This window comes from Pseudoflavonifractor hominis, from assembly GCF_014288125.1.
GTDB classification, from domain to species: Bacteria; Bacillota; Clostridia; order Oscillospirales; family Oscillospiraceae; genus Pseudoflavonifractor_A; species Pseudoflavonifractor_A gallinarum.
Genome location: NZ_JACOPR010000003.1, coordinates 378,979 through 401,825, shown reverse-complemented (window position 1 = coordinate 401,825; position 22,847 = coordinate 378,979). Strand labels below are relative to the sequence as shown.

General features: G+C 63.9%; 23 protein-coding genes and 2 tRNA genes. 17 read left to right on the top strand and 8 right to left on the bottom strand.

Annotated elements, in window-relative coordinates; translation table 11 throughout:
- Positions 1 to 18: 18 nt before the first annotated feature.
- Positions 19 to 1,140 carry a peptide chain release factor 2 gene (gene prfB / locus H8S34_RS07170; RefSeq protein ID WP_186963490.1) on the bottom strand — a complete coding sequence of 374 codons (1,122 nt, stop codon included), beginning with the start codon at positions 1,138 to 1,140 and terminating at the stop codon, positions 19 to 21.
- Positions 1,141 to 1,545: 405 nt separating this feature from the next.
- Between prfB and H8S34_RS07165 the strand changes: the two genes are divergently transcribed.
- The 5 genes from H8S34_RS07165 to H8S34_RS07145 all read left to right on the top strand — a co-directional run bounded on the left by H8S34_RS07165 (position 1,546) and on the right by H8S34_RS07145 (position 4,077).
- A tRNA-Leu gene (locus H8S34_RS07165) sits at positions 1,546 to 1,634 on the top strand.
- 3 nt (positions 1,635 to 1,637) lie between these two features.
- Positions 1,638 to 1,714 (top strand) — tRNA-Met (locus H8S34_RS07160).
- Between the two features lie 68 nt (positions 1,715 to 1,782).
- Complete coding sequence (locus H8S34_RS07155; protein ID WP_186963488.1) at positions 1,783 to 2,544, top strand: cyclic nucleotide-binding domain-containing protein; 762 nt, start codon at positions 1,783 to 1,785, stop codon at positions 2,542 to 2,544.
- Positions 2,528 to 3,331, top strand: coding sequence for an ABC transporter permease (locus H8S34_RS07150; RefSeq protein ID WP_186963486.1), 804 nt, complete (start codon positions 2,528 to 2,530; stop codon positions 3,329 to 3,331). The genes H8S34_RS07155 and H8S34_RS07150 overlap by 17 nt, the downstream gene beginning before the upstream one ends.
- Positions 3,328 to 4,077 carry a Rossmann-like domain-containing protein gene (locus H8S34_RS07145; protein WP_186963484.1) on the top strand — a complete coding sequence of 250 codons (750 nt, stop codon included), beginning with the start codon at positions 3,328 to 3,330 and terminating at the stop codon, positions 4,075 to 4,077. Before H8S34_RS07150 ends, H8S34_RS07145 begins: the two co-directional genes overlap by 4 nt.
- A gap of 321 nt (positions 4,078 to 4,398) precedes the next feature.
- Here the strand turns inward: H8S34_RS07145 and H8S34_RS07140 are convergent, their stop codons facing one another.
- Complete coding sequence (locus tag H8S34_RS07140; RefSeq protein WP_186963482.1) at positions 4,399 to 6,045, bottom strand: PucR family transcriptional regulator; 1,647 nt, start codon at positions 6,043 to 6,045, stop codon at positions 4,399 to 4,401.
- Between the two features lie 307 nt (positions 6,046 to 6,352).
- Here H8S34_RS07140 and H8S34_RS07135 point away from each other — a divergent pair, with 307 nt between their 5' ends.
- From H8S34_RS07135 to ptsP, 8 genes are all read left to right on the top strand, one after another.
- Complete coding sequence (locus H8S34_RS07135) at positions 6,353 to 6,610, top strand: HPr family phosphocarrier protein (RefSeq protein ID WP_180956748.1); 258 nt, start codon at positions 6,353 to 6,355, stop codon at positions 6,608 to 6,610.
- 59 nt (positions 6,611 to 6,669) lie between these two features.
- Positions 6,670 to 7,443 carry a class I fructose-bisphosphate aldolase gene (locus tag H8S34_RS07130; protein ID WP_186963480.1) on the top strand — a complete coding sequence of 258 codons (774 nt, stop codon included), beginning with the start codon at positions 6,670 to 6,672 and terminating at the stop codon, positions 7,441 to 7,443.
- Between the two features lie 17 nt (positions 7,444 to 7,460).
- Complete coding sequence (locus H8S34_RS07125; RefSeq protein WP_101691784.1) at positions 7,461 to 8,513, top strand: zinc-dependent alcohol dehydrogenase; 1,053 nt, start codon at positions 7,461 to 7,463, stop codon at positions 8,511 to 8,513.
- Between the two features lie 42 nt (positions 8,514 to 8,555).
- Positions 8,556 to 8,960, top strand: a complete 405-nt coding sequence (locus H8S34_RS07120; RefSeq protein ID WP_186963478.1) for a PTS sugar transporter subunit IIA — start codon at positions 8,556 to 8,558, stop codon at positions 8,958 to 8,960.
- Positions 8,957 to 9,430 carry a PTS sugar transporter subunit IIB gene (locus H8S34_RS07115; protein ID WP_101691786.1) on the top strand — a complete coding sequence of 158 codons (474 nt, stop codon included), beginning with the start codon at positions 8,957 to 8,959 and terminating at the stop codon, positions 9,428 to 9,430. Before H8S34_RS07120 ends, H8S34_RS07115 begins: the two co-directional genes overlap by 4 nt.
- 134 nt (positions 9,431 to 9,564) lie before the next feature.
- Entirely contained in the window at positions 9,565 to 10,323 is a 759-nt protein-coding gene (locus tag H8S34_RS07110; protein ID WP_101691787.1) for a PTS mannose/fructose/sorbose/N-acetylgalactosamine transporter subunit IIC, read from the top strand.
- Entirely contained in the window at positions 10,313 to 11,167 is an 855-nt protein-coding gene (locus tag H8S34_RS07105; protein WP_101691788.1) for a PTS system mannose/fructose/sorbose family transporter subunit IID, read from the top strand. Before H8S34_RS07110 ends, H8S34_RS07105 begins: the two co-directional genes overlap by 11 nt.
- Before the next feature lie 66 nt (positions 11,168 to 11,233).
- Positions 11,234 to 12,856, top strand: a complete 1,623-nt coding sequence (ptsP, locus tag H8S34_RS07100) for a phosphoenolpyruvate--protein phosphotransferase (RefSeq protein WP_101691789.1) — start codon at positions 11,234 to 11,236, stop codon at positions 12,854 to 12,856.
- Between the two features lie 74 nt (positions 12,857 to 12,930).
- Here the strand turns inward: ptsP and H8S34_RS07095 are convergent, their stop codons facing one another.
- Positions 12,931 to 13,134 (bottom strand): hypothetical protein, encoded by a 204-nt coding sequence (locus H8S34_RS07095; RefSeq protein WP_101691790.1) that lies wholly within the window; start codon positions 13,132 to 13,134, stop codon positions 12,931 to 12,933.
- Between the two features lie 317 nt (positions 13,135 to 13,451).
- Here H8S34_RS07095 and H8S34_RS07090 point away from each other — a divergent pair, with 317 nt between their 5' ends.
- Both H8S34_RS07090 and truA read left to right on the top strand, forming a co-directional pair.
- Complete coding sequence (locus H8S34_RS07090) at positions 13,452 to 13,691, top strand: polya polymerase (protein ID WP_101691791.1); 240 nt, start codon at positions 13,452 to 13,454, stop codon at positions 13,689 to 13,691.
- Between the two features lie 70 nt (positions 13,692 to 13,761).
- Positions 13,762 to 14,499, top strand: a complete 738-nt coding sequence (truA, locus tag H8S34_RS07085; protein WP_101691792.1) for a tRNA pseudouridine(38-40) synthase TruA — start codon at positions 13,762 to 13,764, stop codon at positions 14,497 to 14,499.
- A gap of 357 nt (positions 14,500 to 14,856) precedes the next feature.
- On the opposite strand, the gene H8S34_RS07080 is transcribed toward truA, so the two are convergent.
- A complete protein-coding gene (locus tag H8S34_RS07080) occupies positions 14,857 to 15,189 on the bottom strand; it encodes a Cif family virulence factor (protein ID WP_101691793.1) in 333 nt (110 codons plus the stop codon).
- Positions 15,190 to 15,202: 13 nt separating this feature from the next.
- Positions 15,203 to 15,973 (bottom strand): SDR family oxidoreductase, encoded by a 771-nt coding sequence (locus H8S34_RS07075; protein WP_186963476.1) that lies wholly within the window; start codon positions 15,971 to 15,973, stop codon positions 15,203 to 15,205.
- 310 nt (positions 15,974 to 16,283) lie between these two features.
- On the opposite strand from H8S34_RS07075, the gene H8S34_RS07070 reads away from it, so the two are divergent.
- Positions 16,284 to 18,371, top strand: coding sequence for a hypothetical protein (locus H8S34_RS07070; protein ID WP_186963474.1), 2,088 nt, complete (start codon positions 16,284 to 16,286; stop codon positions 18,369 to 18,371).
- A gap of 282 nt (positions 18,372 to 18,653) precedes the next feature.
- On the opposite strand, the gene H8S34_RS07065 is transcribed toward H8S34_RS07070, so the two are convergent.
- The gene (locus H8S34_RS07065) at positions 18,654 to 19,079 is read right to left on the bottom strand and encodes a hypothetical protein (RefSeq protein ID WP_186963473.1); all 426 of its coding nucleotides are present in this window, start codon (positions 19,077 to 19,079) and stop codon (positions 18,654 to 18,656) included.
- 465 nt (positions 19,080 to 19,544) lie between these two features.
- Between H8S34_RS07065 and H8S34_RS07060 the strand changes: the two genes are divergently transcribed.
- Complete coding sequence (locus tag H8S34_RS07060) at positions 19,545 to 20,816, top strand: HlyC/CorC family transporter (protein ID WP_101691796.1); 1,272 nt, start codon at positions 19,545 to 19,547, stop codon at positions 20,814 to 20,816.
- Positions 20,817 to 21,133: 317 nt separating this feature from the next.
- On the opposite strand, the gene H8S34_RS07055 is transcribed toward H8S34_RS07060, so the two are convergent.
- Positions 21,134 to 22,048, bottom strand: a complete 915-nt coding sequence (locus H8S34_RS07055; protein ID WP_101691797.1) for an SPFH domain-containing protein — start codon at positions 22,046 to 22,048, stop codon at positions 21,134 to 21,136.
- 57 nt (positions 22,049 to 22,105) lie between these two features.
- Entirely contained in the window at positions 22,106 to 22,564 is a 459-nt protein-coding gene (locus H8S34_RS07050; RefSeq protein ID WP_101691798.1) for an NfeD family protein, read from the bottom strand.
- Positions 22,565 to 22,847: the final 283 nt, after the last annotated feature.

Below are 22,847 nucleotides of genomic sequence, written 5' to 3'. Positions count from 1 at the left end.
ATGGGGGGATTTGTCTGCTTATTTCGTGGCCCAGTTGCCGGTGGCGCTGGCCTTCAGGTAGGCGTTGATGAAACCGTCGATGTCGCCGTCCATGACCGCGTTGATGTTGCTGGTCTCGTAGGCGGTGCGGTTGTCCTTCACCAGCTGGTAGGGCATGAAGACGTAGGAGCGGATCTGGCTGCCCCACTCGATCTTGAGCTGTACGCCCTTGATGTCGGAGATCTTTTCCAGATGGGCCTCCATCTTGAGCTGCACCAGGCGGGAGCGGAGCATCCGCATACAGTTGTCCCGGTTCTGGAACTGGCTGCGCTCGGTCTGGCAGGAGACCACCACGCCGGTGGGCTTGTGGATCAGGCGCACGGCAGAGGAGGTCTTGTTGACGTGCTGGCCGCCCGCGCCGGAGGAGCGGTAGACCTGCATCTCGATGTCCTCGGGACGGATGTCCACCTCCACGTCGTCCGGGAGCTCGGGCATGACCTCCACCGCGGAGAAGGAGGTCTGACGGCGGGCCTGGGCGTCGAAGGGGGAGACGCGCACCAGACGGTGCACGCCGTGCTCGCTCTTCAGATGGCCGTAGGCGTTCTCGCCGGAGATGGTGATGGTGGCGCTCTTGATGCCGCCCTCCTCACAGTCCTGATAGTCCATGGTCTTGCAGGCATAGCCGTGGCGCTCGGCCCAGCGGGTGTACATCCGGTAGAGCATCTGGGCCCAGTCCTGGGCCTCGGTGCCGCCGGCGCCGGCGTGGATGGTCAGGATGGCGTTGGAGTTGTCATACTCCCCGGTGAGCAGGGAGGAGAGGCGGGCCTCCTCAATGTCGGCCTCCAGCTTGGCAAAGCCCTCCTCCAGCTCGGGCAGGAGGGAGTCGTCCTCCTCCTCATTGCCCATCTCGCACAGGGTCATCAGGTCGGACCACTCATTCCGGCGGCGCTCCTGGCCCTCCAGCTTGCCCTTGAGCTGGGAGATGCGCTGCTGGACCTTCTGGGCCTTCTCCAGGTTGTTCCAGAAGCCGTCAGAGGCGCTCTCCGACTCGAGCATCTCCACCTCACGGGCGGCGGCCTCCAGCCCCAGGGCCTGGTCCAGATCGTCCAGGTCGGGCACGATGTTATTCAGTTTTACCTTATATTCGTCAAATTGAAGCATGATACACACTCTCACTATTTGATGATGGTTTAGCTTTCCTATTATATACAAGAAACAGCGAGATGTAAAGTAAAACTGTGAATAATCCGCAAAAAGAGTACCTTATTCAGCGCTGGCTGACCAGCCAGTCCGGCCCGGTGGGCTCGGTACGGAAGATGAGATCGTCCACATCCTCCCTGGGCGGGGCGGCGGGCGGAACGGGGCGGGGATCGGGATCGGGCATGAGGGCTCCTCCTTTCTCTGGGTCTGGAATCGGGCGTCCATGGGACGTACAGACCAGTATATGCGTTTCCCGTTTCAAAATGTGTCTAAGGGGGGCGGAAAAAAAGTTGGAAAAAAAGCTTGACATCCACAGATGGGTGTGGTATTCTAATTGAGCACTCAGGAAGTGCACGAGACTGGAACGCCGGAGTGGCGGAATTGGCAGACGCCCGGGACTTAAAATCCTGTGGGACTCAAATCCCGTGCCGGTTCGATCCCGGTCTCCGGCACCATATCGCGGGATAGAGCAGCTTGGTAGCTCGTCGGGCTCATAACCCGGAGGTCGTAGGTTCAAATCCTACTCCCGCAACCATACAGAAAAGCGACTTGTTTCGACAAGTCGCTTTTTGTTTTATCCGAACGCCGGAGGAGGGCGGTTTTGTGGAGGATCTGGAGCAATTGAAGGAGTGCGTCCTGTTCCGGGGCGCGGCGGGCGCGGCCCTGGAGCGGCTGGCGGGGACCGTGGAGGAGCTCCCCGCCGGGCGCATCGTGATCCAGGCGGGGGAGACCCTCGCCCGCCTGGGGATCCTGCTGGAGGGGACCATGCGGGCGGCCAAGCTGGAGGAGAACGGGGCGGAATTTCTCTACCAGCAGCTCCTGCCCGGCTATCTGGTGGCGGGAGAGGTGCTGTGCACCCCACGGCGCACCTGTCCCTACACGGTCTACACCCAAGAGCCCTGCCGGGTGTGGTGGGTGCCCTGGGAGGAGCTGCGGGGGGAGGGGCTGCCGGTGGAGCTGCGGCTGGCCCTGCTGGAGAACCTCCTCTTCTTCGTGGGCAACCAGAACATGAAGAAATACTACAAGATCGACGCCCTCTCGGTGAAGAGCGCCCGGGCGCGCATCCTGAAATACCTCACCGCCCAGGCCAGCCGCCAGCGGAGCGACACCTTCACCATCCCCTTTGACCGGGAGGCCCTGGCCGCCGATGAGTGCGACGCGGTGGTGGTGTGGAAGGAGAACGTGAAGGAGGGAGAGGCCGAGATCGTGCCCAGCGAGGAGATGGAAGCCTACATCAAGACCATCCCCGCCGCCCGGCTGACCTGCTCGGACGCCCCGGAGGCCGCCGATGCCCTGGAGGAGTTCCTGGCCGGGGAGACGGCCCGCTCCATCTGGACCGGCTGCGGCTATGAGCTGGCGGAGTAAGACCCCCTTTCACCCTCTGGAGTGGGTGAGCCTGGTGGTGCTGCTGGCGGTGCTGGGGTATGTGGCGGTCAACCTGTGGGCGGTGGTGGCCGGGGGACTGCCCCACCTGGGGGAGGCCCTGGGGCAGCGGGAGACCCGCTTTGCCCTGTGGCTGAGCCTGTGGACCACCACGGTGTCCACCCTGCTGTGCGTGCTCATCGGCATCCCCTGCGCCTACCTGCTCGCCTGCCGGGAGCTGCCCGGCCGGGGACTGGCCCGGGCGGTGCTGGAGCTCCCCCTGTCTCTGCCGTATCTGGTGCTGGGTCTGTGCCTGCTGACGGTGTGGTCCTCCCCCGCCGGGAAGGCCCTCAAGGAGCTGGGGCTGCGCATCGTCTTTGACCCCAAGGGGATCGTGGCCGTCCACCTGCTCATCAACCTGCCCTTTGTGATCCACCTGGCCGCCGAGGCCTTTGAGCGGGTGGATCCGGAGCTCCCCCTCACCGCCCAGACTCTGGGGGCCACCCGGATGCAGGCATTCCGGTATGTGACCCTCCCCCTGTGTGTGCCAAGCCTTGCCTCGGCGGTGCTGCTGGCCTGGAGCCGGGGCATCGGGGAGTTTGGGGCCACCCTCATGCTGGTGGGGGTGACCCGGATGAAGACGGAAACCCTGCCCGGGAGCATCTATCTCCACATCTCCACGGGCGAGAATGATCTGGCGCTGGCCACGGCGCTCCTCCTCCTGCTCCTCTCCCTGTCGGTGCAGGGGGTGAGCCGCCTGGCCGGACGGAAAGGAAGCGACTATCTATGACGTCAAAGGAGCTCTATGAGACCCTCCGCCGCTCCCTGGAGGGGGTACTGGCGGAGGAGGGAATGGAGGCCGAGCGGGTGGAGATCAACGCCCGGGGCCTCACCCCCGAGGAGGCCATCGGCCACACCCAGCGCACCGATTTCCCCATCCTCACCGGAAAGGAGGTCATGCTCATGGCCACCTTCCGGGGTGCCATGGGACAGGCCTTTACCGACGCCCCCGCCCGGTTTGAGGGCACCCTCCGGGACATCCTGTCCCTGGATCTGGAGGGGGATTCCCACGCCCGGGGGCTCTTTATCGCCTCCCTCAACGCGGTGATGAAGGCTCTGGGCCGGGCCGACAACACGGTCCACTGCAAGGACGGCGGCCCGGAGTTCTGCGCCCGGCACATGGCCGACTGGGTGGCCGAGACCTACGGCGCCCCCAAGATCGCCCTGGTGGGCTTCCAGCCCGCCCTCATCGGGGCCCTCTCCCAGCGCTTCCCCCTGCGGGTGCTGGACCTGAACCCGGACAACATCGGCAAGGAGAAGGACGGCTGCCCCGTGCTCTCGGGAGAGAAGTGCCGGGAGGAGGCGGTGGCCTGGGCCGATCTGGTGCTCTGCACCGGCAGCACCCTGTGCAACGGCACCATCGTGGACTACCTGGATCTGGACAAAGAGGTGGTCTTCTTCGGCACCACCCTGGCGGGCGCCGCCCCCATCCTGGGGCTGAAGCGGGCCTGCTTTGCCGACGAGAGCATGAAATAAGCCATAGAAAACCGCCCCTGGTTCCCAAAAGCGGAACCGGGGGCGTCAGACTGTCAAAAAAGTGTACATCTGCGATTGGCGCTGCAAGAGCCTCGCAGAGTTCCGCCGTCCGCAGACGGCGGAAAAAGTCAAAATCGTGTTTTCCGGCGGCGTGTACGTCGGAAAACACTCTGCTCAGGCCGCAAGTGTGCGAGCGCAAGCGAGTGCATGAAGGGGCCTGCATCCCCCTCTCAAAAATGCCTGCATTTTTGAGAAGCGTGTCGAAGTTCTTCGACACGCTGACGCCCCTGGTTCCCAAAAGCGGAACCGGGGGCGGTTTTGCTATCCTTCGGCGGGGGGCGCGGAGCGGAGCTGGTCCAGCTTGTAGGCCACCCGGAGCTGGAGCTGGGTCTCCACGTCGTGGATGGGCAGGCCCAGCAGCCGCTCGATCTGGGTCACCCGGTAGACCACCGTGTTGTAGTGGCTGTGGAGGAGCTGGGCGGTCTTCTGGGTGTTGCACCCGGCCTCCAGATAGACCCGCAGGGTCTCCAGCAGGGCGGTGCGGTGGCTGGCGTCGTACTCCCGGAGGGGGCGGAGGAATTTGTTCTGATACTGCTCCACCGCCTCGTCCTCGGGCAGGAGGGCCAGGAGGTAGAGGATGCCCAGCTTGTCGTAGGTGATGATGTGATCCCGGATGCCGCAGCGCTGGCTGATGCTGCTCACCGTGCGGGCCTGCTGATAGGCCTTGGGCAGGTCCTGGACCGGATAGGCGCTGCTCAGACAGAAGCTCATGTCCCCCTTGTCCATGATGTAGTTGAGCTTTTCCGTGAGGAGGGAGAGCTCCCGCAGGGAGGCCGCCGCGTCGGGGCGGTCCTCCACCACCAGGATGAGCTTCCCCTCCAGCACGGTGAACATGATGTTGGAGTCCAGATTGCGGATGATGTGGCGGATCACGTTCACGTCCTGGCTGCGGAAGCGCCCGGCGGAGCGGGTGGTGTTCAGGTTGACGATGGCCACATAGTAGGACTGGTCGGCCCGGACCGGATACCCGTCGCTCTGGGCGGAGACACAGATGTGGATGGCGTCCCCCAGGCGGCCGAAGAGCCAGTTCTCCACGAACTGCTGCTTGTACTTCCGGCGCAGCTTCTTCAGGGCCAGGGCGTTTTTCATCTCGGCGGCCAGCAGGTGGCGCACCCGGTTGATGACCTGCTGGTCCACCGGGCTGAGGGGGCCGTAGTACTCCGGGATGATGATGCGGATGCCCGTGGGGCCGCCGATGTCGAAGAAGTGGACGGGGACCTGCTCGCTCTTTCCCTCCCGCCGGATGGTGAGGGTGTGGCGGTTGGTGCGCTTGTAGAGCTGGCGGATGATGTCGTCCTGCAGGGGCTCCAGCAGGAGGGAGCGGCTCTGGGGGGAGACCAGAAGCTCATTCTCCTCGTCAAAGATCATCACCGGGTTGGCGATGACCTCCTCCACGGCCAGAAGGGTCTGCTCCGGGTCGTCCGAGCGGAGAAAGGCCCCCAGCAATCGCTCCATCTTGTCCTGGATGACCTGGAAGGAGTGGGTCTCCCGCTGGAAGAGGGCCTCCATGCTCTCCTGCACGATGTTGGAGAAGATGGCCGTTATGGGCAGCTCCACCAGGGGGAAGTCCAGGGCCTGGGCCTCCTTCACCACGGCCTGGGGCAGTCCCTGGCGGAAGCGGGTGGGCTTGAGGCACAGGACGGCCACCCCCTTGTCCCGGATGCGCCGCAGCTGGGTCAGCAGCAGCTCATCCTGCCCCCGGAAGGCATAGCCCGAGCTGATGATACAGTCCCCCGCCTCGCCCCAGTCGGAGAGCTGTGCCCCCTCGATCACATTGGCGCGGAGAATGGCGCGGCCGGTCTGATCCGCACCGGCGCGCAGAAGGGCCCCCTCCATGGCGCTGAGCTGGAGGAGGTCTCCCAGGGTAAAATCCAGGGATGGGTCGGGGGCGGTAGGTGTTCGGTGCATAGCGGGTACCTCCTCTGTCTGGGTAAAAAAAGGCCGGACGGGCACGTTTTCCCTTTATACGGCCGGTTTGACACCCAATCATTATAGTCTTTTTCACTGAAAAGGCAAGAGAAGAACCGGGTGTTTTCCGTCGCTTTTGTGAACGCTTCCCAAAATTGCACGAATCAAATTGGTGTCAGACCACATTGTTTTGGTGGAAAGTGCCAGTTATAATGGAGCATGTGAACCAAGACAGCCCTTAGGTTGGTCCTACCAACCGGAAGAAGACCGCCGGGGGCCTCTGATTGGAAAGAAACGGGGAATCACAGTGAAAGAATATGTCTATACGGTCAAAAGCAGTCTGGGCATGCACGCCCGCCCCGCCGGAATGTTCGTCAAGCTGGCCAAGCAGTGTGAGTCAGTCATCGAGGTCTGCAAGGGCGATAAGCGGGTCAATGTCAGCCGCATCCTGGCAGTGATGGGCATGGGCATTCAGCAGGGCGATACCATTACCCTCACCGTAGAGGGACCGGACGAGGAGACGGTGTTTCCTCAGCTCCGGCAGATCTGTGAGGAAAATCTGTAAACAAACCGCGGGAAGGGAGGAGCCCTTCCCCGGGAGACGGGAATAGGAGGAATGTGACTATGAGACGACTGGGTAAGATTTTCCGGGAAGACGGCCGCACCGTCATTGTGGCCATGGACCACGGCATGGGGATGAACGTCAACCCCGCCCTGGACCGGACCGGTGAGATCCTGGAGGCCATCGTGGCCGGCGGCGCCGACGCCGTGCTGACCACCTACGGCATCGCCAGCAAGTACGCCGACATACTGCGCCATGTGGGACTGATCCTCCGCTGCGACGGCGGCTACTCCGCCATCCCCAGCGCCGCCAACGGCCATCCCCGGATGCTCTTCTCGGTGGAGGACGCCCTGCGCCTGGGCGCCGACGCGGTGGCCTGCAACGGCTTCCCCGGCACTCCCACCGAGCAGGACTGCATGAAGAACGTGGCAGAGCTCTCGGCCCAGGGCCGGGCCTGGGGGATGCCGGTCATGGCCGAGATGCTCCCCGGCGGCTTCGGCAATGAGGTGCCCAAGACGGTGGAGAACGTCCGCCTGGCCGCCCGGACCGGCTGTGAGTACGGCGCCAGCATCATCAAGACCACCTTCACCGGCACGCCCGAGGAGTTCCGGGGGGTCATCGAGGCCTCCTACCAGCCCGTGGTGGTGCTGGGCGGGGAAAAGACCAGCCAGCTCTCCGACCTCTTCGTCTGCATCGAGCAGGCCATCTCGGTGGGTGCGGCCGGCGTGGCCATCGGCCGCAACGTGTGGAAGCATCCCGAACCCGAGGCCGTGACCCGGGCGCTGGTGGATCTGGTCCACAACGGCAAGCGGGCCGCCGACATCCAGGGCCTGTAAGAGAGGAGGGAAGCGACATGATTCCGGAAACCATGAAAGCCATCGTCGTGACCGAGCCCCGCAAGGCGGAGGTCAAAGAGCTCCATACCCCCGTCCCCGCCGCCGGCGAGGTGCTGGTGCGGGTGGAGAAGGCGCTGATCTGCACCTGGGAGCAGCGGATCTTCTCCGGCGGCGACGTGGCCCTTCCCTTCGTGCCCGGCCATGAGATCTCGGGCACCGTGGCCGCCATCGGCGAGGGGACCTTCGCCAACGTAAAGGTGGGGGACAAGGTCGTGGTCAAGACCTTCGACAGCTGCGGACAGTGCGAGCAGTGCTACCGGGGCCATGACAACGAGTGTACCGGCAACGCGAAAAAACGGTTCTATGACGGCATCCCCGGCACGGGAGGCTTCGCCCAGTACCTGGCCATCGGCTCCGAGCGGGTCTATGCCCTGCCGGACAAGGAGGCCGACCTCTCGGTGGCCGCCTTTGCCGAGCCGCTGGCCTGCTGCCTGGGCAGCCTGGACCAGGGCGAGGTGGACTTCGGCGAGGACGTGGTCATTGTGGGCGGCGGCATCATGGGCCAGCTCCACAATGTGCTGTGCAAGAAGCGGGGCGCCCGCACCATCCTGATGGAGCCCGACCCCGCCCGGCGGGAAATGGCCAAAAAGATGGGGGCCGACGTGGTGGTGGACCCCACCCAGTGCGATCCCATCCAGACCATCCTGGAGCTGACCGGCGGCCGGGGCGCCCACGTGTGCTTCTACACCGTCAACGTGCTCTCTCTGGCCCAGGATTATCTGGAATGTCTGGCCAAGCGGGGCCGTATGGTATATTACGGCTCCTTCCATCCCAGCGGACCCATCCAGATCGACCCCAACAAGATCCATTACAGTGAAAAGCGCATCACCGGCTCTTACAGCCCCACCGCCAGACATTTCTGGACAGCGTCCCGGCTTCTGGGGTATCATCTGATCGATGTGGAGCCCTTCATCACCGAGCGCTATGCCATGGAGGATTGCCAGACCGCCTTTGAGCGGGCCTCCAGCCCGGAGACCTACCGGGTCCTCATCGATTTGAGCGGGGATTGACCGTATCCCTGAAGCGGAAAGGAACGAAACAGCGTGATCAATTTGATTCTGATTAGCCATGGCGCCTTTGCAGCCGGTGTGCGGGAGGCGGCCGAGATGATCCTGGGCCCCCAGGAGAACCTGGAGGTATTCGGCCTCTACCCGGGCGACACGGTGGAGACCTTCTCCCTCAAGCTGGAGCAGGCCATCGACGCCTTCGGAGACCCGGATCACACCCTGATCCTGGCCGACCTGCCCAGCGGCACGCCGTCCAACACCGCCATGCTGATGGTGATGAAGCACCATGTGCACGCCCTGTCGGGTTACAATCTGCCCGCCCTGCTGGAGCTGCTCACCCTCCGGGAAGAGATGGAGGCCGGGGAGCTCATCGCAGCGGCCACCGAGGCCGGACGGGAGGGATTTGTCAACGCCGAGCAGGTGATCGCAGAAAGGGAGGGAACCGTATGAGCGTGGTATTTTACCGCATTGACGACCGCCTGATCCACGGACAGGTGATGACGGGGTGGAGCAAGGTCTATCAGGCCACCCGGATCTTCGTGGTGGACGACAAGACCGCCCAGGACCAGTTCCTGTGTCAGGTCATGAAGATGGCGGTCCCCCGGGATTACGACGTACACATCTACACGGTGGAGCAGGCCCTGGAGGCCATCGCCAACGATCCCCCCGAGCTGCGCACCATCGTGCTGGCCAAGACCCCCGATGTGATGCAGCGCCTGCTGGAGGGCGGCGCCCCCATGAAGGAGCTCAACCTGGGCGGCATGGGCTATGTGGCCGGCCGGAAGATGATCCTGCGCAACATCCAGGTCTCTCCCGCCGAGCTGGAACAGCTCCAGGCCATCGCCGCCAAGGGGGTGCGGGTGTTCTGCCAGATCGTGCCCGACGGCAAGTGCATCGAGATCGACAAGGTCAAGCTGTAACACCTGTATTTTCTCCTGCGCGCCCATGAAAACTCCGCGGGGAACCAACGGCGGGGGACGAAAGGAGGGCGTTGCCCGCCGTACTGATAGATTGTCCCGGATTCTGAGCGAATGAAAAGAGGAGGTCATTTGTTATGAGTTGGTTGCAAGCCCTGATTATCGGAGTGCTCTACTATCTCTCCGACGCACCCTGGTTCTTCGGTGAAGGATATTACGTGCTCCAGCGTCCCATTGTGGCAGGCTTCCTGACGGGCCTGGTCATGGGCGATCCCGTGACGGGCACCATCATCGGCGCCACCATCAACCTGATCTATCTGGGCCACCTGAACGTAGGCGGCTCCATGCCCTCCGACATGGCCGTGGCCGGCTACATCGGCACCGCCCTGGCCATCGCCACCAACGTCAGCACCGAAGTGGCTCTGGCCATCGCCGTTCCCCTGGGCCTGCTGGGCACCATCTGGTGGGTCGGCAAGATGACCATCGACTCCTTCTTCGTCCACTGGGCCGACAGCTATGCGGCCAAGGGCGATGAGAAGGGCGTCATGCTCATGAACTGGCTGCCCAGCGCCGTGATGATGCTGGTCTTCAAGGTCATCGTGGCCGTGGTCATCCTCATGGCCGGCGTGCCTCTGATGGAGAGCTTCCTGAACGTGGTGCAGGGCACCAACATCCTCCACGCCCTGGAGGTGGTGGGCGGCCTGCTGCCCGCCCTGGGCATCGGCCTGAACCTGCGTGCCATCCTGAAGAACGAGACCATGCCCTTCCTGCTGGTGGGCTTCCTGCTGGTGGCCTACTTCCAGATCAGCATCGTGGGCGTGGCCATGTTCGGACTGGTCTTTGCCCTCATCTACATGCAGATGAATCAGAAGGAGGATGCGAGCTATGGCGGCTAATGTGGAAAACAATGCGGTCCAGGAGACCGATAAGCGGATTAAGCTGGACAAGAAGGACATCCGCCGCTCCTACTGGCTGTGGCAGTTCTTCTCTCACGCCAACTACAACTACGAGCGCATGCAGGGCGGCGCCTTCGCCATGTGCATGGCGCCCATCATCAAAAAGCTCTATCCCGACCGGGAGGAGAAGATCGCCGGCCTTCAGCGCCACCTGACCTTCTTCAACACCAACCCCAACGTGGGCGCGGTCATCCACGGCGCCGTCATCTCCATGGAGGAGGAGCGGGCCAACGGAGCCGAGATCAGCGACGAGGCCATCAACGCCGTCAAGACCGGTATGATGGGCCCCATGGCCGGCATCGGCGACGCGCTGGACCAGGGCGTCATCATCCCCCTGGTGGTGGCTCTTGGTATCAGCTTCGGCAGCACCGGAAACCTCTTCGGGCCCCTGCTGGTCCTCATCGGCCTGCCCATCATCCTGATGCTCATCGCCTACAACTGCTGGATGAAGGGTTATTCCCTGGGCAGCAGCGCCATCACCGCCATGCTGGCCGGCGGCCGGATGAAGCAGCTCATCGGCGCGGCGGGCATCCTGGGCTGTACCGTCATGGGCGGCCTGGTGGCCACCTCCGTCAGCTTCAAGACCGCCATCGCCTTCAACATCGGAGAGCAGGCCTTCGATCTGCAGAGCCAGCTCTTTGACGCGATCATGCCGGGTCTTCTGCCTCTGGGCGTGACCCTGGGCGTCTACGCTCTGCTGCGGAAGGAGAAGTTCACTTCCATCCAGATCATGCTGGGTCTGGTCGTGATCGGTTTTGTCGGCGGAATGGTCGGCATCTTCTGATCGAAACCGAGCAAGCCGGGCGGCAGACCTGCCGTCCGGCTCGTTTTTACAGGAGGGACATGGACTATGACCACATTACATGGACAGGGGGTCAGCCGTGGCGTGGCCATCGGCCCCATCCACCGCCTGGGGAGCGGCCCGGCCGAGCTCCGGCCCAGGAGCGGCGCCGTGCCCGAGGAGGAGCTGGCGCGCTTTGAGGCGGCCCGTGCCCAGGCCGGCGTGGAGCTGGAGGAGATCTACCAGCAGACGCTGGAGACCCTGGGGGAGGAGAACGCCCTGCTCTTCCAGATCCACCAGATGGTGCTGGAGGACCCGGATTTCTGCGAGGGGGTGGAGGAGCGCATCCGTGACGGAGCCGACGCGGCCTATGCCGTGCAGGAGGCCTCCCGGGACGCGGCCGCCGCCTTCGCCGCCATGGACAACGACTATATGCAGGGCCGGACCGCCGACGTGCTGGACATCGGCGCGCGGCTCATCCACATCCTGAACGGGACGGAGGAGGAGGCCCTGGTCCTCACCGAGCCGGCCGTCCTGGCCGCCGAGGACCTGGCCCCCAGCCAGACCGCCCGCCTGGACCGGAGCAAGGTGCTGGCCTTCGTGACGGCGGGCGGCTCGGTCAACTCCCACACGGCCATCTTTGCCCGCACCATGGGCATCCCGGCGGTGGTGGGCCTGGGCCGCTCCCTGGAGCTGCTCTCCCAGGGCCGGGAGGTGGCGGTGGACGGGAGCACCGGCGAGGTGGTCGTGGCCCCCGACGGGGCGGTCCGGGCGGAATTTGAGGCCCGGCAGAGCGCCGCCTGCGCCGAGCGGGCGGAGGCCGAGTGCTACCGGGGCCGGGCCAGCGTGACCCGGGGCGGGCGGAAGATCGAGCTGTGCGCCAACGTGGGCGGCCCGGAGGACATCGAGGCCGCCCTGGCGGGAGACGCCGAGGGCATCGGTCTCTTCCGCAGCGAGTTCCTCTACCTCCAGCGCAGCGACTACCCCGATGAGGAGACCCAGCTGAGTGCCTACCGGGACGTGCTGGAGCGGATGGGGGGCAAGCGGGTGGTCATCCGCACCCTGGACATCGGCGCCGACAAGCAGGCCGACTACTTCCAGCTCCCTCCCGAGGAGAACCCCGCCATGGGCATGCGGGCCATCCGCATCTGCCTGACCCGGCCGGAGGTCTTTCGCACCCAGCTGCGGGCCCTGTACCGGGCGTCGGTCTACGGGAAGCTGGCCATCATGTTCCCCATGATCACCTCCCCCGCCGAGGTGCGCTCCGTCCTGGAGGCGGCCGCCGCCGTCCGGGGGGAGCTGGACGCCGAGGGCATCCCCTATGCCGGAGATGTGGAGCTGGGCATCATGATCGAGACCCCGGCCGCCGCCCTCCTCAGCGAGGAGCTGGCCCGGCAGGTGGACTTCTTCAGCGTGGGCACCAACGACCTGACCCAGTACACCCTGGCCCTGGACCGCCAGAACGCCAGCGTGGCCTGCTTTGACGACCCGGAGCACCGGGCGGTGCTCCGCCTCATCGCCATGGCCGCCGAAAACGCCCACCGGGCGGGCATCTGGATCGGCATCTGCGGCGAGCTGGGGGCCGACCCGTCCCTCCTCCAGACCTTCCTGGACCTGGGGATCGACGAGCTGTCCATGAGTCCCGGCGCCATCCTGCGCACCCGGATGCAGGTGTGCCAGATGGGGCAGTAATCCCGAAAAAAGAAGTGCGCCCCCGGTTCCGCTGGTTTGGAACCGGGGGCGCGTCTGCGCGGCGGGAGAGCGGGTCAGCGGGGGCGGGAGAGGGAGAGCTCCTCCGCCCGGTACCAGCGGCGGGTGCCGTCCTCAAAGAGCACCCGGAACACGCCCTCCTCCCCCACCTCCACGATGGTGCCCTCGGGCCGGATGGCCGGGCGGCAGCCCACACAGGCGCCGGCGGTCACCACCACCCGGGTCAGGAGGGGAATGGTCTGCTTGCACGTGACATTCATAGCGATACACTCCTCTATTTCAGCGGCGTGTCCCCGGCGGGGACGGCCCTTGTCGATGTATCCTATGCCGGGAAAGGGAAATTCAGAACCGGAAGGAGAGCCCTCCTCCCAGAGGCGGGCAGAAGGGCACCGGATGGAGGAAAATCCATCCAAAAAGCCGCGGCTTTGTGAAAAACAGTTTAGAAAAGGGCAAGAATCGCCAGTTTATTTTCCACATCGTACCGTTGCCGGGCGGGGGGATCTATGCTATACTAAAGCCGGTGAAAATCTGTTTTACAGCCTGCGATAGAACCATTCAATAAAGGAGGGAATTTTTCATGCGCCTGACCAATATTAAGGATGTCCAGAAGTTTATCGACGTGGTCAACTCCTGCGAGCACGAGGTCTACCTGAAGTCCCTGGAGGGGGATATCTTCAACCTGAAGTCCTCCATGTCTCAGTACATCGCCATCGGCCGTCTGATCCAGGAGTCCGGCTCTTCTCTGGAGCTCTTCGCCAACGATAAGAACGACCAGATCCGCCTGATCAACTTCCTGCACGAGCTGAACGCGGAGTAAACAACGCACAGGAGGGCCGCACCTGCCGGAGAGATCCGCAGGTGCGGCCTTTTTGCCGGAGGGAACGACCATGAATCTGAAGCTCACCATCCAATACGACGGCACCCGCTACGACGGCTGGCAGCGCCAGGGCAACACGGGCAACACCATCCAGGGCAAGCTGGAGGGGGTGCTCTCCCGCATGGCGGGGGAGGCGGTGGAGATCCACGGCGCCGGGCGCACCGACGCGGGGGTCCACGCCCAGGGCCAGGTGGCCAGCGTCCGCCTGCCGGGCACATGGGAGCCCGGGGAGGTGCGCGCCTATCTCAACCGCTATCTCCCCGAGGACATCGCCGTGATCGGAGTGGAACCGGCGGGGGAGCGCTTCCATGCCCGGCTCAACGCCGTGGGCAAGACCTACCGCTACGCCATCCGCCTGGGGGATGCCCCCGACGTGTTCCGCCGGAAGTACCAGCTCCGGGTGGAGGAGACGCTGGACCTGGCGGCCATGGAGCGGGCGGCCGCCGCCCTGACCGGACGGCACGACTACCGCTCCTTCTGCTCCAACCGGCGCTTCAAGAAGTCCACCGTGCGCACGGTGGACGCCATCCGGATTGTGCGCCGGGGGGACGACCTGGACCTCACCTTCCACGGGGACGGGTTCCTCTACCACATGGTGCGTATCCTCACGGGAACTCTGCTGGAGGTGGGCACCGGAAAGCGTGCCCCTGAGGAGATGGCGGCCATCCTGGCCGCCCGGGACCGCTCCGCCGCCGGTCCCACCGCCCCGCCCCAGGGGCTCACCCTGGTGGAAGTGGAATACGCATAAAGCGCTTCTCAAAAATGCAAGCATTTTTTCGAGGGGATGCAGGCCGCCGCGCGCATCGTCGGGGCAAAGTCCGCACCGTTCCCCCCGGCCTGACGGCCAGGGCTCACTTCACTCCCTTGCCCCTCCTCTCCCTAACAAACCCGCTTCGCTGGGCTTCGTTTGGGTCCCCGAGGGGGGCCACACACTTGCGGCCTGAGAAGTGTTTTTTCCCACGTACATGCCGCCGGAAAAAACGATTTGATTCTATTCCGTTGTCTGCGGACAACGGAACTCTGCGAGGCTCTTTCTCCGTTGATGGATAGACGAAGTCCGCCGGACAACAGTCCGGCGGACTTATTTTTTGATCAGATTGTTTTATCAGGCGGGACGGATGACCAGCTCCCGGATGAGACCGGAGACCGGGTCATAGCTCTCGATGGTGGCCAGAGCGTGGTTGACCTGGCCGCCGTAGTTGATGTAGAGGTTCACGGTGCGCTCGTCCACGATGCGGGGGTCCAGCACGGACAGCCCGCCCAGGACGAATTTGTTGTGGTAGAACATCTCCACCGCCCAGCGACCGTAGATGTAGTAGTTCTCATTCTTGATGCGCAGGGGGCAGTAGTCGAACAGGCGGCACTCGTCGGCAAAACAGGCGGCCATGGCCTTGTGATCCTTTGCCTGAAGGGCGCGGACAAAATCAGCGATGATCATAGCAGGTCCCTCCTCAATACACTTTTTCCGAGTTGAGCAGCGCGTCGGTCCCGCCGTCCACAAAGAGCACCACGCCGTTGACGCCGTGGGCCTCGGGGGAGGCCAGGAAGGCGATGGCGTTGGCGATGTCACTGGGGTCCATCAGCTCGCCGCTCTCATAGTTGACGGGCACGGGCAGAGCCTCCACAGCCGCGCGCTGCTCGGGGGAGAGGCCGTCGGTCATGGCGGTGCGGACGTTGCCGGGGGCCACTGCGTTGAGCCGCACCCCCTGGGCCCCCCAGCTGGCGCTCATCCGCCGGGCCCAGCGGGCCAGGGCGTACTTGGTGGCCGCGTAGAAGGAGTGGGCCGCCCGGGGGTCATAGTCCTTCACCAGCTCCAGGATGCGCGCCTCGTCGGCCTGGTTGTTGAGCATGCCCACCACGTCCATCCGGGCCGCGCCCTGGACGATGGAGTTGGAGGAGGTGACCACACAGCTGCCGCCCTTTTTCTTCAGAAGGTCGAAGGCTCCCGCGGCCATCTCGGTGGCCCCGAAGTAGTTCAGGGAGATGATGAGGGGAATGTTCCGGTTGACCCCCGCGTTGCAGATCATGGCGTCGATGCCGTCCGGGTAGCGGCGGTGCAGCTCCTCCAGCGCGGCGGAGCGCCCGGCGGGGGTGGCCAGGTTGGCGTTGATGTCCCCGTCCTTCAGGTCGATGTTGACGGTCTCATGGCCCCGCTCCTTCAGAATTTCCACCGTGCGCTTTCCGATGCCGCTGGAGCCGCCGGTGATGACGTAGATGCCCATAGATACTCCTCCTAACAATTTGTTTTCTTATCTAACAATAAGTTTGATGTCAAAAGTATAAAAAGTAAACTGTGAAGTATTACAAATAAAATGGATAAGAGAATCCAGGAAACGGTCAAAACATCCAAAAAGAAGCCGGGCGAATCTGTGATTTTTTTCACGATTCGTCTAATTTATTTTTTCACAAAGAGAGGGGGCCTTTTTGCCGGGGAAGGGGGCTGATTCTCGCCGGAGAGTTTGCTATAATAGAAGCAATCTTGCCCTCCGTCCTGCCGGACGGAGGGCCATCTGTCACCGAGGAGGGACTTCCATGCACGAGAGAGCGGAAAAGACGCCCTGGGCCGCCCGGGCATGCTATGCCCTGGGAGGACTGGCCGCCGGCCTCTTCCTGGGGGTGCGCCTGGCGGCCTTTCTGGTCCAGGCCCGGGGCATCCCCCTGCCGCTGGGGGCGGCGCTGGCCCTGGGGCCCCTGCTGGCCCTGCTGGGCGGGCTGTGCGCCCCCCTGGTGAACGGCCATCTGGCCCGGTACGCCTTCGGCGGGCAGCGGGCGGGGTGGGTCCTCTACCCCCTGTGCGTGGTCTTTGCCCTGCGCTTCCGGGGGCTGGTGCTGGACCGGGCCGTGGAGGGGGGCGGGATCGCCCTCTCCTGGGGGATGAACCTGCTGGTCCTGGCAGGGGGCGGGATTTTGCTGGCCCTCTTTCTCCTGCACCTGCTCTTCGCCCTGCGGGAGTGCCTGGGCGGGGCGGGGACGTGGCTGCGGGGCCTCTCCCGGCGGGATGTATGCGCCATCCTGGTCCTGTGGGGGCTGGTCAACCTGCTGGTCTACGCCTACGCCCGGGGGAGCGCCACCATTTACAGCTGGGACAGCGCCATCTACTGGCGCAGCACCTACTCCCTGGCCGAGACCTTCCGGGACCAGGGGGTGGCCGCCGCCCTGAGCCGGGTGTATGAGTCCATCTTCACCACCGACTACAACGACACCATCGGCCTTCTGTGTGTCCCCTTCGCCCTGCTCTTCGGGCCCTCCCGGCTGGTCTATCTCATGTCCATCGGGAACTTCTGCCTCTTTCCCACCCTGCTGCTCATCTGGGGGTACGCCCGCAGCCTGCGCCCCCGGGGCTATTGGCTCCCGGCCGCCGGGATGCTGGCCTTGCCCTCCCTCTTTTACACCTCGGTGACCGGCTATGTGGACATCGCCGGGACCGCGGTGGCTCTGGGGGCCCTCCTCCTCCACCTGAAGGAGCCGGGGAAGGGCCGCTTCTCCCGCTATCTGCTGATCGGACTGCTGGCCGCCGGGGCGGTGGTGCTGCGGCGGTGGTACGCCTTCTACGCCCTGGCCTTCCTGCTGGTCCTGTGCGTGGAGGCCCTCGCCTTCCGCCGCTCCCCGGCCCCGGTGCTGGGGTACCTGTGCGGCTTCGGCTTCCCGCTGCTCTACTTCCTCCAGACCTTCGTCTCGGGGCGCCTCTTGGCCGACTACGCCCAGATGTACGCCGCCTATGACCTGGGGCTGGGGGTGGATGTGCGCATCCTCCAGCGGTACTACGGGCTCTTCCTCCTGTTGGCGGCGGCGGCCCTGGGGCTGTGGCTGTGCCGGGGGAAGGCCACCCGGCGGCAGGCCCTCTTCCTCCTGCTGGAGCCGGCGGTGTGCGCCTTCCTCTTCGTCCATGTCCAGTCCCACGGACAGCAGCACCTGCTCCTCTACGCCCCGGCTCTGGCCTGCCTGCTGGTGCTGGGCTTCCACTACCTGGCCGGACGGGGGAGACTGGGCGTGATTTTGACGGCGGCCATCGTGCTCCCTACCGCCCTGAGTCCCGCCCTGCCCCGGGTGCAGTCGGGGATCATCCAGGACTATCCCCTCATTCAGATGCTGCCCACCTTCTCCTACGCCCCGCCCCGGCGGGAGGACGCCTATGAGATGGTGGAGCTCATCCGCCGCCTGGACGAGTTCGGAGCGGAGGGGAAGAAGGTGGGGGTGCTGGCCTCCTCCTTCGTCCTGAACCAGAGCGCCCTGGTCAACGTGGAGGACTCCCTCAACCTGCCCCGGGTGTCCGATGTGGACCGGGACGAATATCTGGTCAACCTGGCCGCCGTGGACCAGCGGGACGGCTTCTGGGACAGCATCTACACCTGCGACATCCTGGCCGTGGCCGATCCCATCCAACTCCACCTGGGGGAGGAGAACCAGCAGGTGGTCTGGGCCCCCGCCCACTGTCTGCTGGAAGGGGAGGCCATCGCCGGGGCCTACCGGAAGCTGGATGAGACCTTCGTACTGGAGAGCGACGGCATCACGGTCTATTTCTTCGAAAAGCTGCGGGAGCCCACGCCGGAGGAAAAACAGGAGCTGGCCGACCTCATCCACCAGGTCCACCCGGAGATGGAGATCCACACAGGAGCTTAGAGCGTATGAAAAAGGGGCCGCGCTTCCAGAAAGAAGCGCGGCCCCTCGGACTATTCGTAAGAAGGATCTCTGCGGTTGCGGCAAGAGCCTCGCAGAGTTCCGCCGTCCGCAGACGGCGGAAGGAAGTTGAATCGTGTTTTCCGGCGGCATGTACGTCGGAAAACACTCCCCTCAGGCCGCAAGCGTGCGCCCTAAAGGGGCGTGCGACGCAGCGGACTGCATCCCCTCTCAAAAATGCTCGCATTTTTGAGAAGCAGCGTGTCGAACCGGTTCGACACGCGGTTAAAAAGACAAAGCGTGGCGGTGGGTCCAGCGGTGATAGCGGGCCTGCTCCTCCTCGTCGGCGAAGGGCTGGCCGTACTGCCGGGCGGCGACCACCTGGGCACTCTGGGCGGTGTCGGCCAGGGCGGCGTCCTGGGGAGCGGCGCACTCCCCCGCCACCACGGCGGCCAGGGACTCGCACTCGCTGTCACTGAAGCAGGCGAGCAGGTGGAGGAAGCTGCGCAGATCCTCCCCGTCGGAGAAGACGCCCGCGCAGATCTTCAGGGACGCGGCACAGGCGGCCATACAGGGGTCATCCCCCAGCTCCTCGGCCATGTTCCAGGCGATGGTCCCTGCGCTGGCCATGTGCAGGGCGGTCCAGGCTGCCTCTTCCCCGGACCCCAGACGGGTCAGCAGCGCCGATTGCAGGGTAAAAAGTCGATTCATACCAGTTCACGTCCCTTTCGGAGATTGGTTCCCCCGCCCGGGAGAAACGGCGGGAGGCGAGTGTTTCCTCTATATTGAAAGTCATTATAGCACACCCCCCGACAGGGGGGGAAGTATGGAAGAAATTCTTGTGGACTACGCTGTCTATTTTCGTATAACTGGTATTTATTTTGGGCAAAAACACAATGAAAATGGTTTCTTTCTGTAAAAAATAGCTTACAAAGCGGAATCGGGGCGGGCCGCTTGCAATTTGGAGGGGAATATGCTATACTGTCTCACAATGATGCAGGCGCATCCAATCTGTGTGGAAGGAGCAGGTGAGCCCAGGTGGACGAACCTCCCTTGTGTCAACAGAATCGAGCGATTTTTAGGACAGCCTTACTCCGATGGTGAGATGGGGCTGTCCTTTCCTGCGTTGAGACGAAAACCAATCTTATGATGAAAATGGAGTTGATGAGTTCCCCTATGGGCAGTGACAGTATTGGAATGTTGATCGCAATCGTGATCCTGGTGGCCATGTCGGCCTACTTTTCCGCCACCGAGACGGCCTTTACCTCCCTCAACCGCATCCGGCTCAAGAGCCGGGCGGACAACGGCGACCAGCGGGCCGCCCGCACCTTAGCGCTGGCAGAGAGCTATGACAAGCTCCTCTCCACCATCCTGATCGGCAACAACATCGTGAACATCACGGCCACCACCGTGTCCACCCTCCTCTTCGTGAAGCTGCTGGACGAACAGAGCGGCCCCGCCGTCTCCACCGTGGTGCTCACCATTGTGATCCTGATTTTTGGCGAGATCTCCCCCAAGAGCCTGGCCAAGGAGTCCCCCGAGGCCTTCGCCATGTTCTCCGCGCCTCTGCTGCGCTTTTTCATGGTGGTGCTGACCCCGGCCAACTTCCTCTTCAGCCAGTGGAAGCGCCTGCTCTCCAAGCTCTTCCATAACGCCTCCAACGACGGCATCACCGAGGAGGAGCTGGTCACCATGGTGGACCAGGCCGAGACCGAGGGCGGGCTGGACCAGCACGAGAGCCAGCTCATCCGGGCCGCCATCGAGTTCAACGACCTGGAGGTGGAGGAGATCCTCACCCCCCGGGTGGACATTGTGGCGGTGGAGGACACCGACTCCATGGACGAGATCGCCCGGGTCTTTGCCGAGAGCGGTTTCTCCCGCATTCCGGTCTACCATGAGGACATCGACGACGTGGTGGGCGTGATCCACGAGAAGGACTTCCACGCCGCCCGCTTCCGCGGCCGGGAGGATGTGAGCTCCTTTATGAGCAACGTGCTCTACACCACCGGAAACACCAAGATCTCGGACCTGCTGCGCATCCTCCAGAAGGAGAAGGCCCACATGGTCATCGTGGTGGACGAGTACGGCGGCACCGAGGGCCTGGTCACCCTGGAGGACATCGTGGAGGAACTGGTGGGCGAGATCTGGGACGAGCACGACGAGGTCATCGAGGAGTTCAAGAAGCAGGAGGACGGCAGCTACCTCATCTCCTGCAACGCCGACCTCACCGATCTCTTCGACCTCTTCTCCATCCGGGGCGAGTGCGACGCCAATACGGTCTCCGGCTGGGTCATGGAACAGATCGGCCGGGTCCCCGAGGAGGGGGACCGCTTCCAGGCCGAGGGCCTGGACGTGACGGTCACCCGGGTGGACCACCGCCGGGTCATGGAGATCCGGGTGGAGGTCCTCCCCGAGGAGGACGCCGAGTCCGTGGAAAAGGAAAAATAAAGAAAACGAGGGCGTGCCGGAGTTCCGGCACGCCCTTCAGGCTGTCGATAAAGTGAATTTCTGCGATTTTAGATGCAAGAGCCTCGCAGAGTTCCGCCGTCCGCAGATGGCGGAAGAAGGTCAAATCGTGTTTTCCGGCGGCGTGTACGTCGGAAAACACTCTGATCAGGCCGTAAGTGTGTGGCCCTTCGGGCCATGCGCGCGGCGGCCTGCATCCCCTCGAAAAAATGCTTGCATTTTTGAGAAGCGTGTCGAAGTTTTTCGACACGCTGAAGGGCGTGCCGGAGTTCCGGCACGCCCTTTGTGCGTGTATGGGGTTATTTCTTGGCGGGGGGATTGGGCTCCATGGAGTCGAAGACTCCCTTGGCGCTGGCGCACAGACCGGCCAGGCCCTGGATCTCGCTGGGAATGATGATCTTGGTGGCCCGTCCGTCGGCGGCGGCCTGGAAGGCCTCCAGCGCCTTGATCTTGACCACCTGGTCGTTGGGGTTGGCCTTGTTGAGCATCTCGATGGAGTCGGCCAGGGCCTGCTGCACCTTGAGGATGGCCTCGGCCTTGCCTTCGGCCTCCAGGATGGCGGCCTGCTTGGCCGCGTCGGCCCGCAGGATGGCCGACTGCTTCTCGCCCTCGGCCACCAGGATCTGAGACTGCTTCTGGCCCTCGGCCTGGAGGATGGACTCCCGGCGCTCGCGCTCGGCCTTCATCTGCTTCTCCATGGCGTCCTGGATCTCTCTGGGCGGGATGATGTTCTTGAGCTCCACCCGGTTGACCTTGATGCCCCAGGGGTCGGTGGCCTCGTCCAGAAGGGTGCGCATCTTGGTGTTGATGATGTCCCGGCTGGTGAGGGTCTGGTCCAGCTCCAGCTCGCCGATGATGTTGCGCAGGGTGGTGGCGGTCAGGTTCTCAATGGCGCTCATGGGGTGCTCCACGCCGTAGGTGTAGAGCTTGGGATCGGTGATCTGGAAGTAGATCACGGTGTCGATCTGCATGGTGACGTTGTCCTTGGTGATGACCGGCTGGGGGGCGAAGTCCACCACCTGCTCCTTGAGGGAGACCGCCTTGGCCACCCGCTCAAAGAAGGGGACCTTGAAGTGGGGACCCACGCCCCAGACCTCGTGGAAAGCGCCCAGGCGCTCGATGACATAGGCCTTGGACTGGGGCACGAACTTGATGTTGATGACCAGGATCAGCAGGATCAGGACGCCCAGGATACTCAGAATAATGGGTAACATGTACAATTCCTCCTCTTACGCATTTCTTCCAATGTGGTTTGGGAACAGGGGGATGACTCAGGGCTGAGACACAGCGGCAGGGGCGCCTACCGGCTCCACAAAGAGCTTGACGCCCTCCATGCGCACCACCCGCACCCGGGTACCGGCGGGGATGGTCTCCTCCCCGGCGCTGCGGGCCGACCAGTCCATGCCGCGGACCTGGACCGTGCCGGTGGAGCGGAGATTATCGATGGCCTGGGTGACCACGCCCTCCATGCCCAGAACCCGGTCGGCATTGGTGGGGGTGCGCCGGGAGGGGTTCAGGTACTTGAGGGCCATGGGCCGGAAGGCCGCCAGACACAGGGCGGACACCGCCAGGAAGCAGGCGATCTGTGCCCAGATGTTCTCCACTCCGAGGGAGAGGAGCAGCGCGGCCAGCGCACCGGCAGAGAACCAGATGGAGACCAGGCCCACCGTGAGGCCCTCCACCACCAGAAAGACCACCAGGGCCACCAGCCAGAGAATGGTTGGGAGCATACGCGTCCCTCCTTTCATGGGCTCCGGAACGGGGGGACCGGAGCGGAATGGGGGTTGCCGGGGATTCCCGGAAACCTTGGTGGTATCATACCATATTCCCTGTGGAAAATCCACAGCCCTTCCGGGGCGGTTGGGGCGGATTTTGGACGGCTTTGCTCCCTTGGGCCCATCCGGGCGCGTGAAATCGCCTCTTTTCGCGTCCGCGGTCCAAAAGGGTTTGCCTTGCGGGGGAAAATCAGATATACTGGACGGGAAACATAGCTGCGTGTCGAACTGGGTTCGA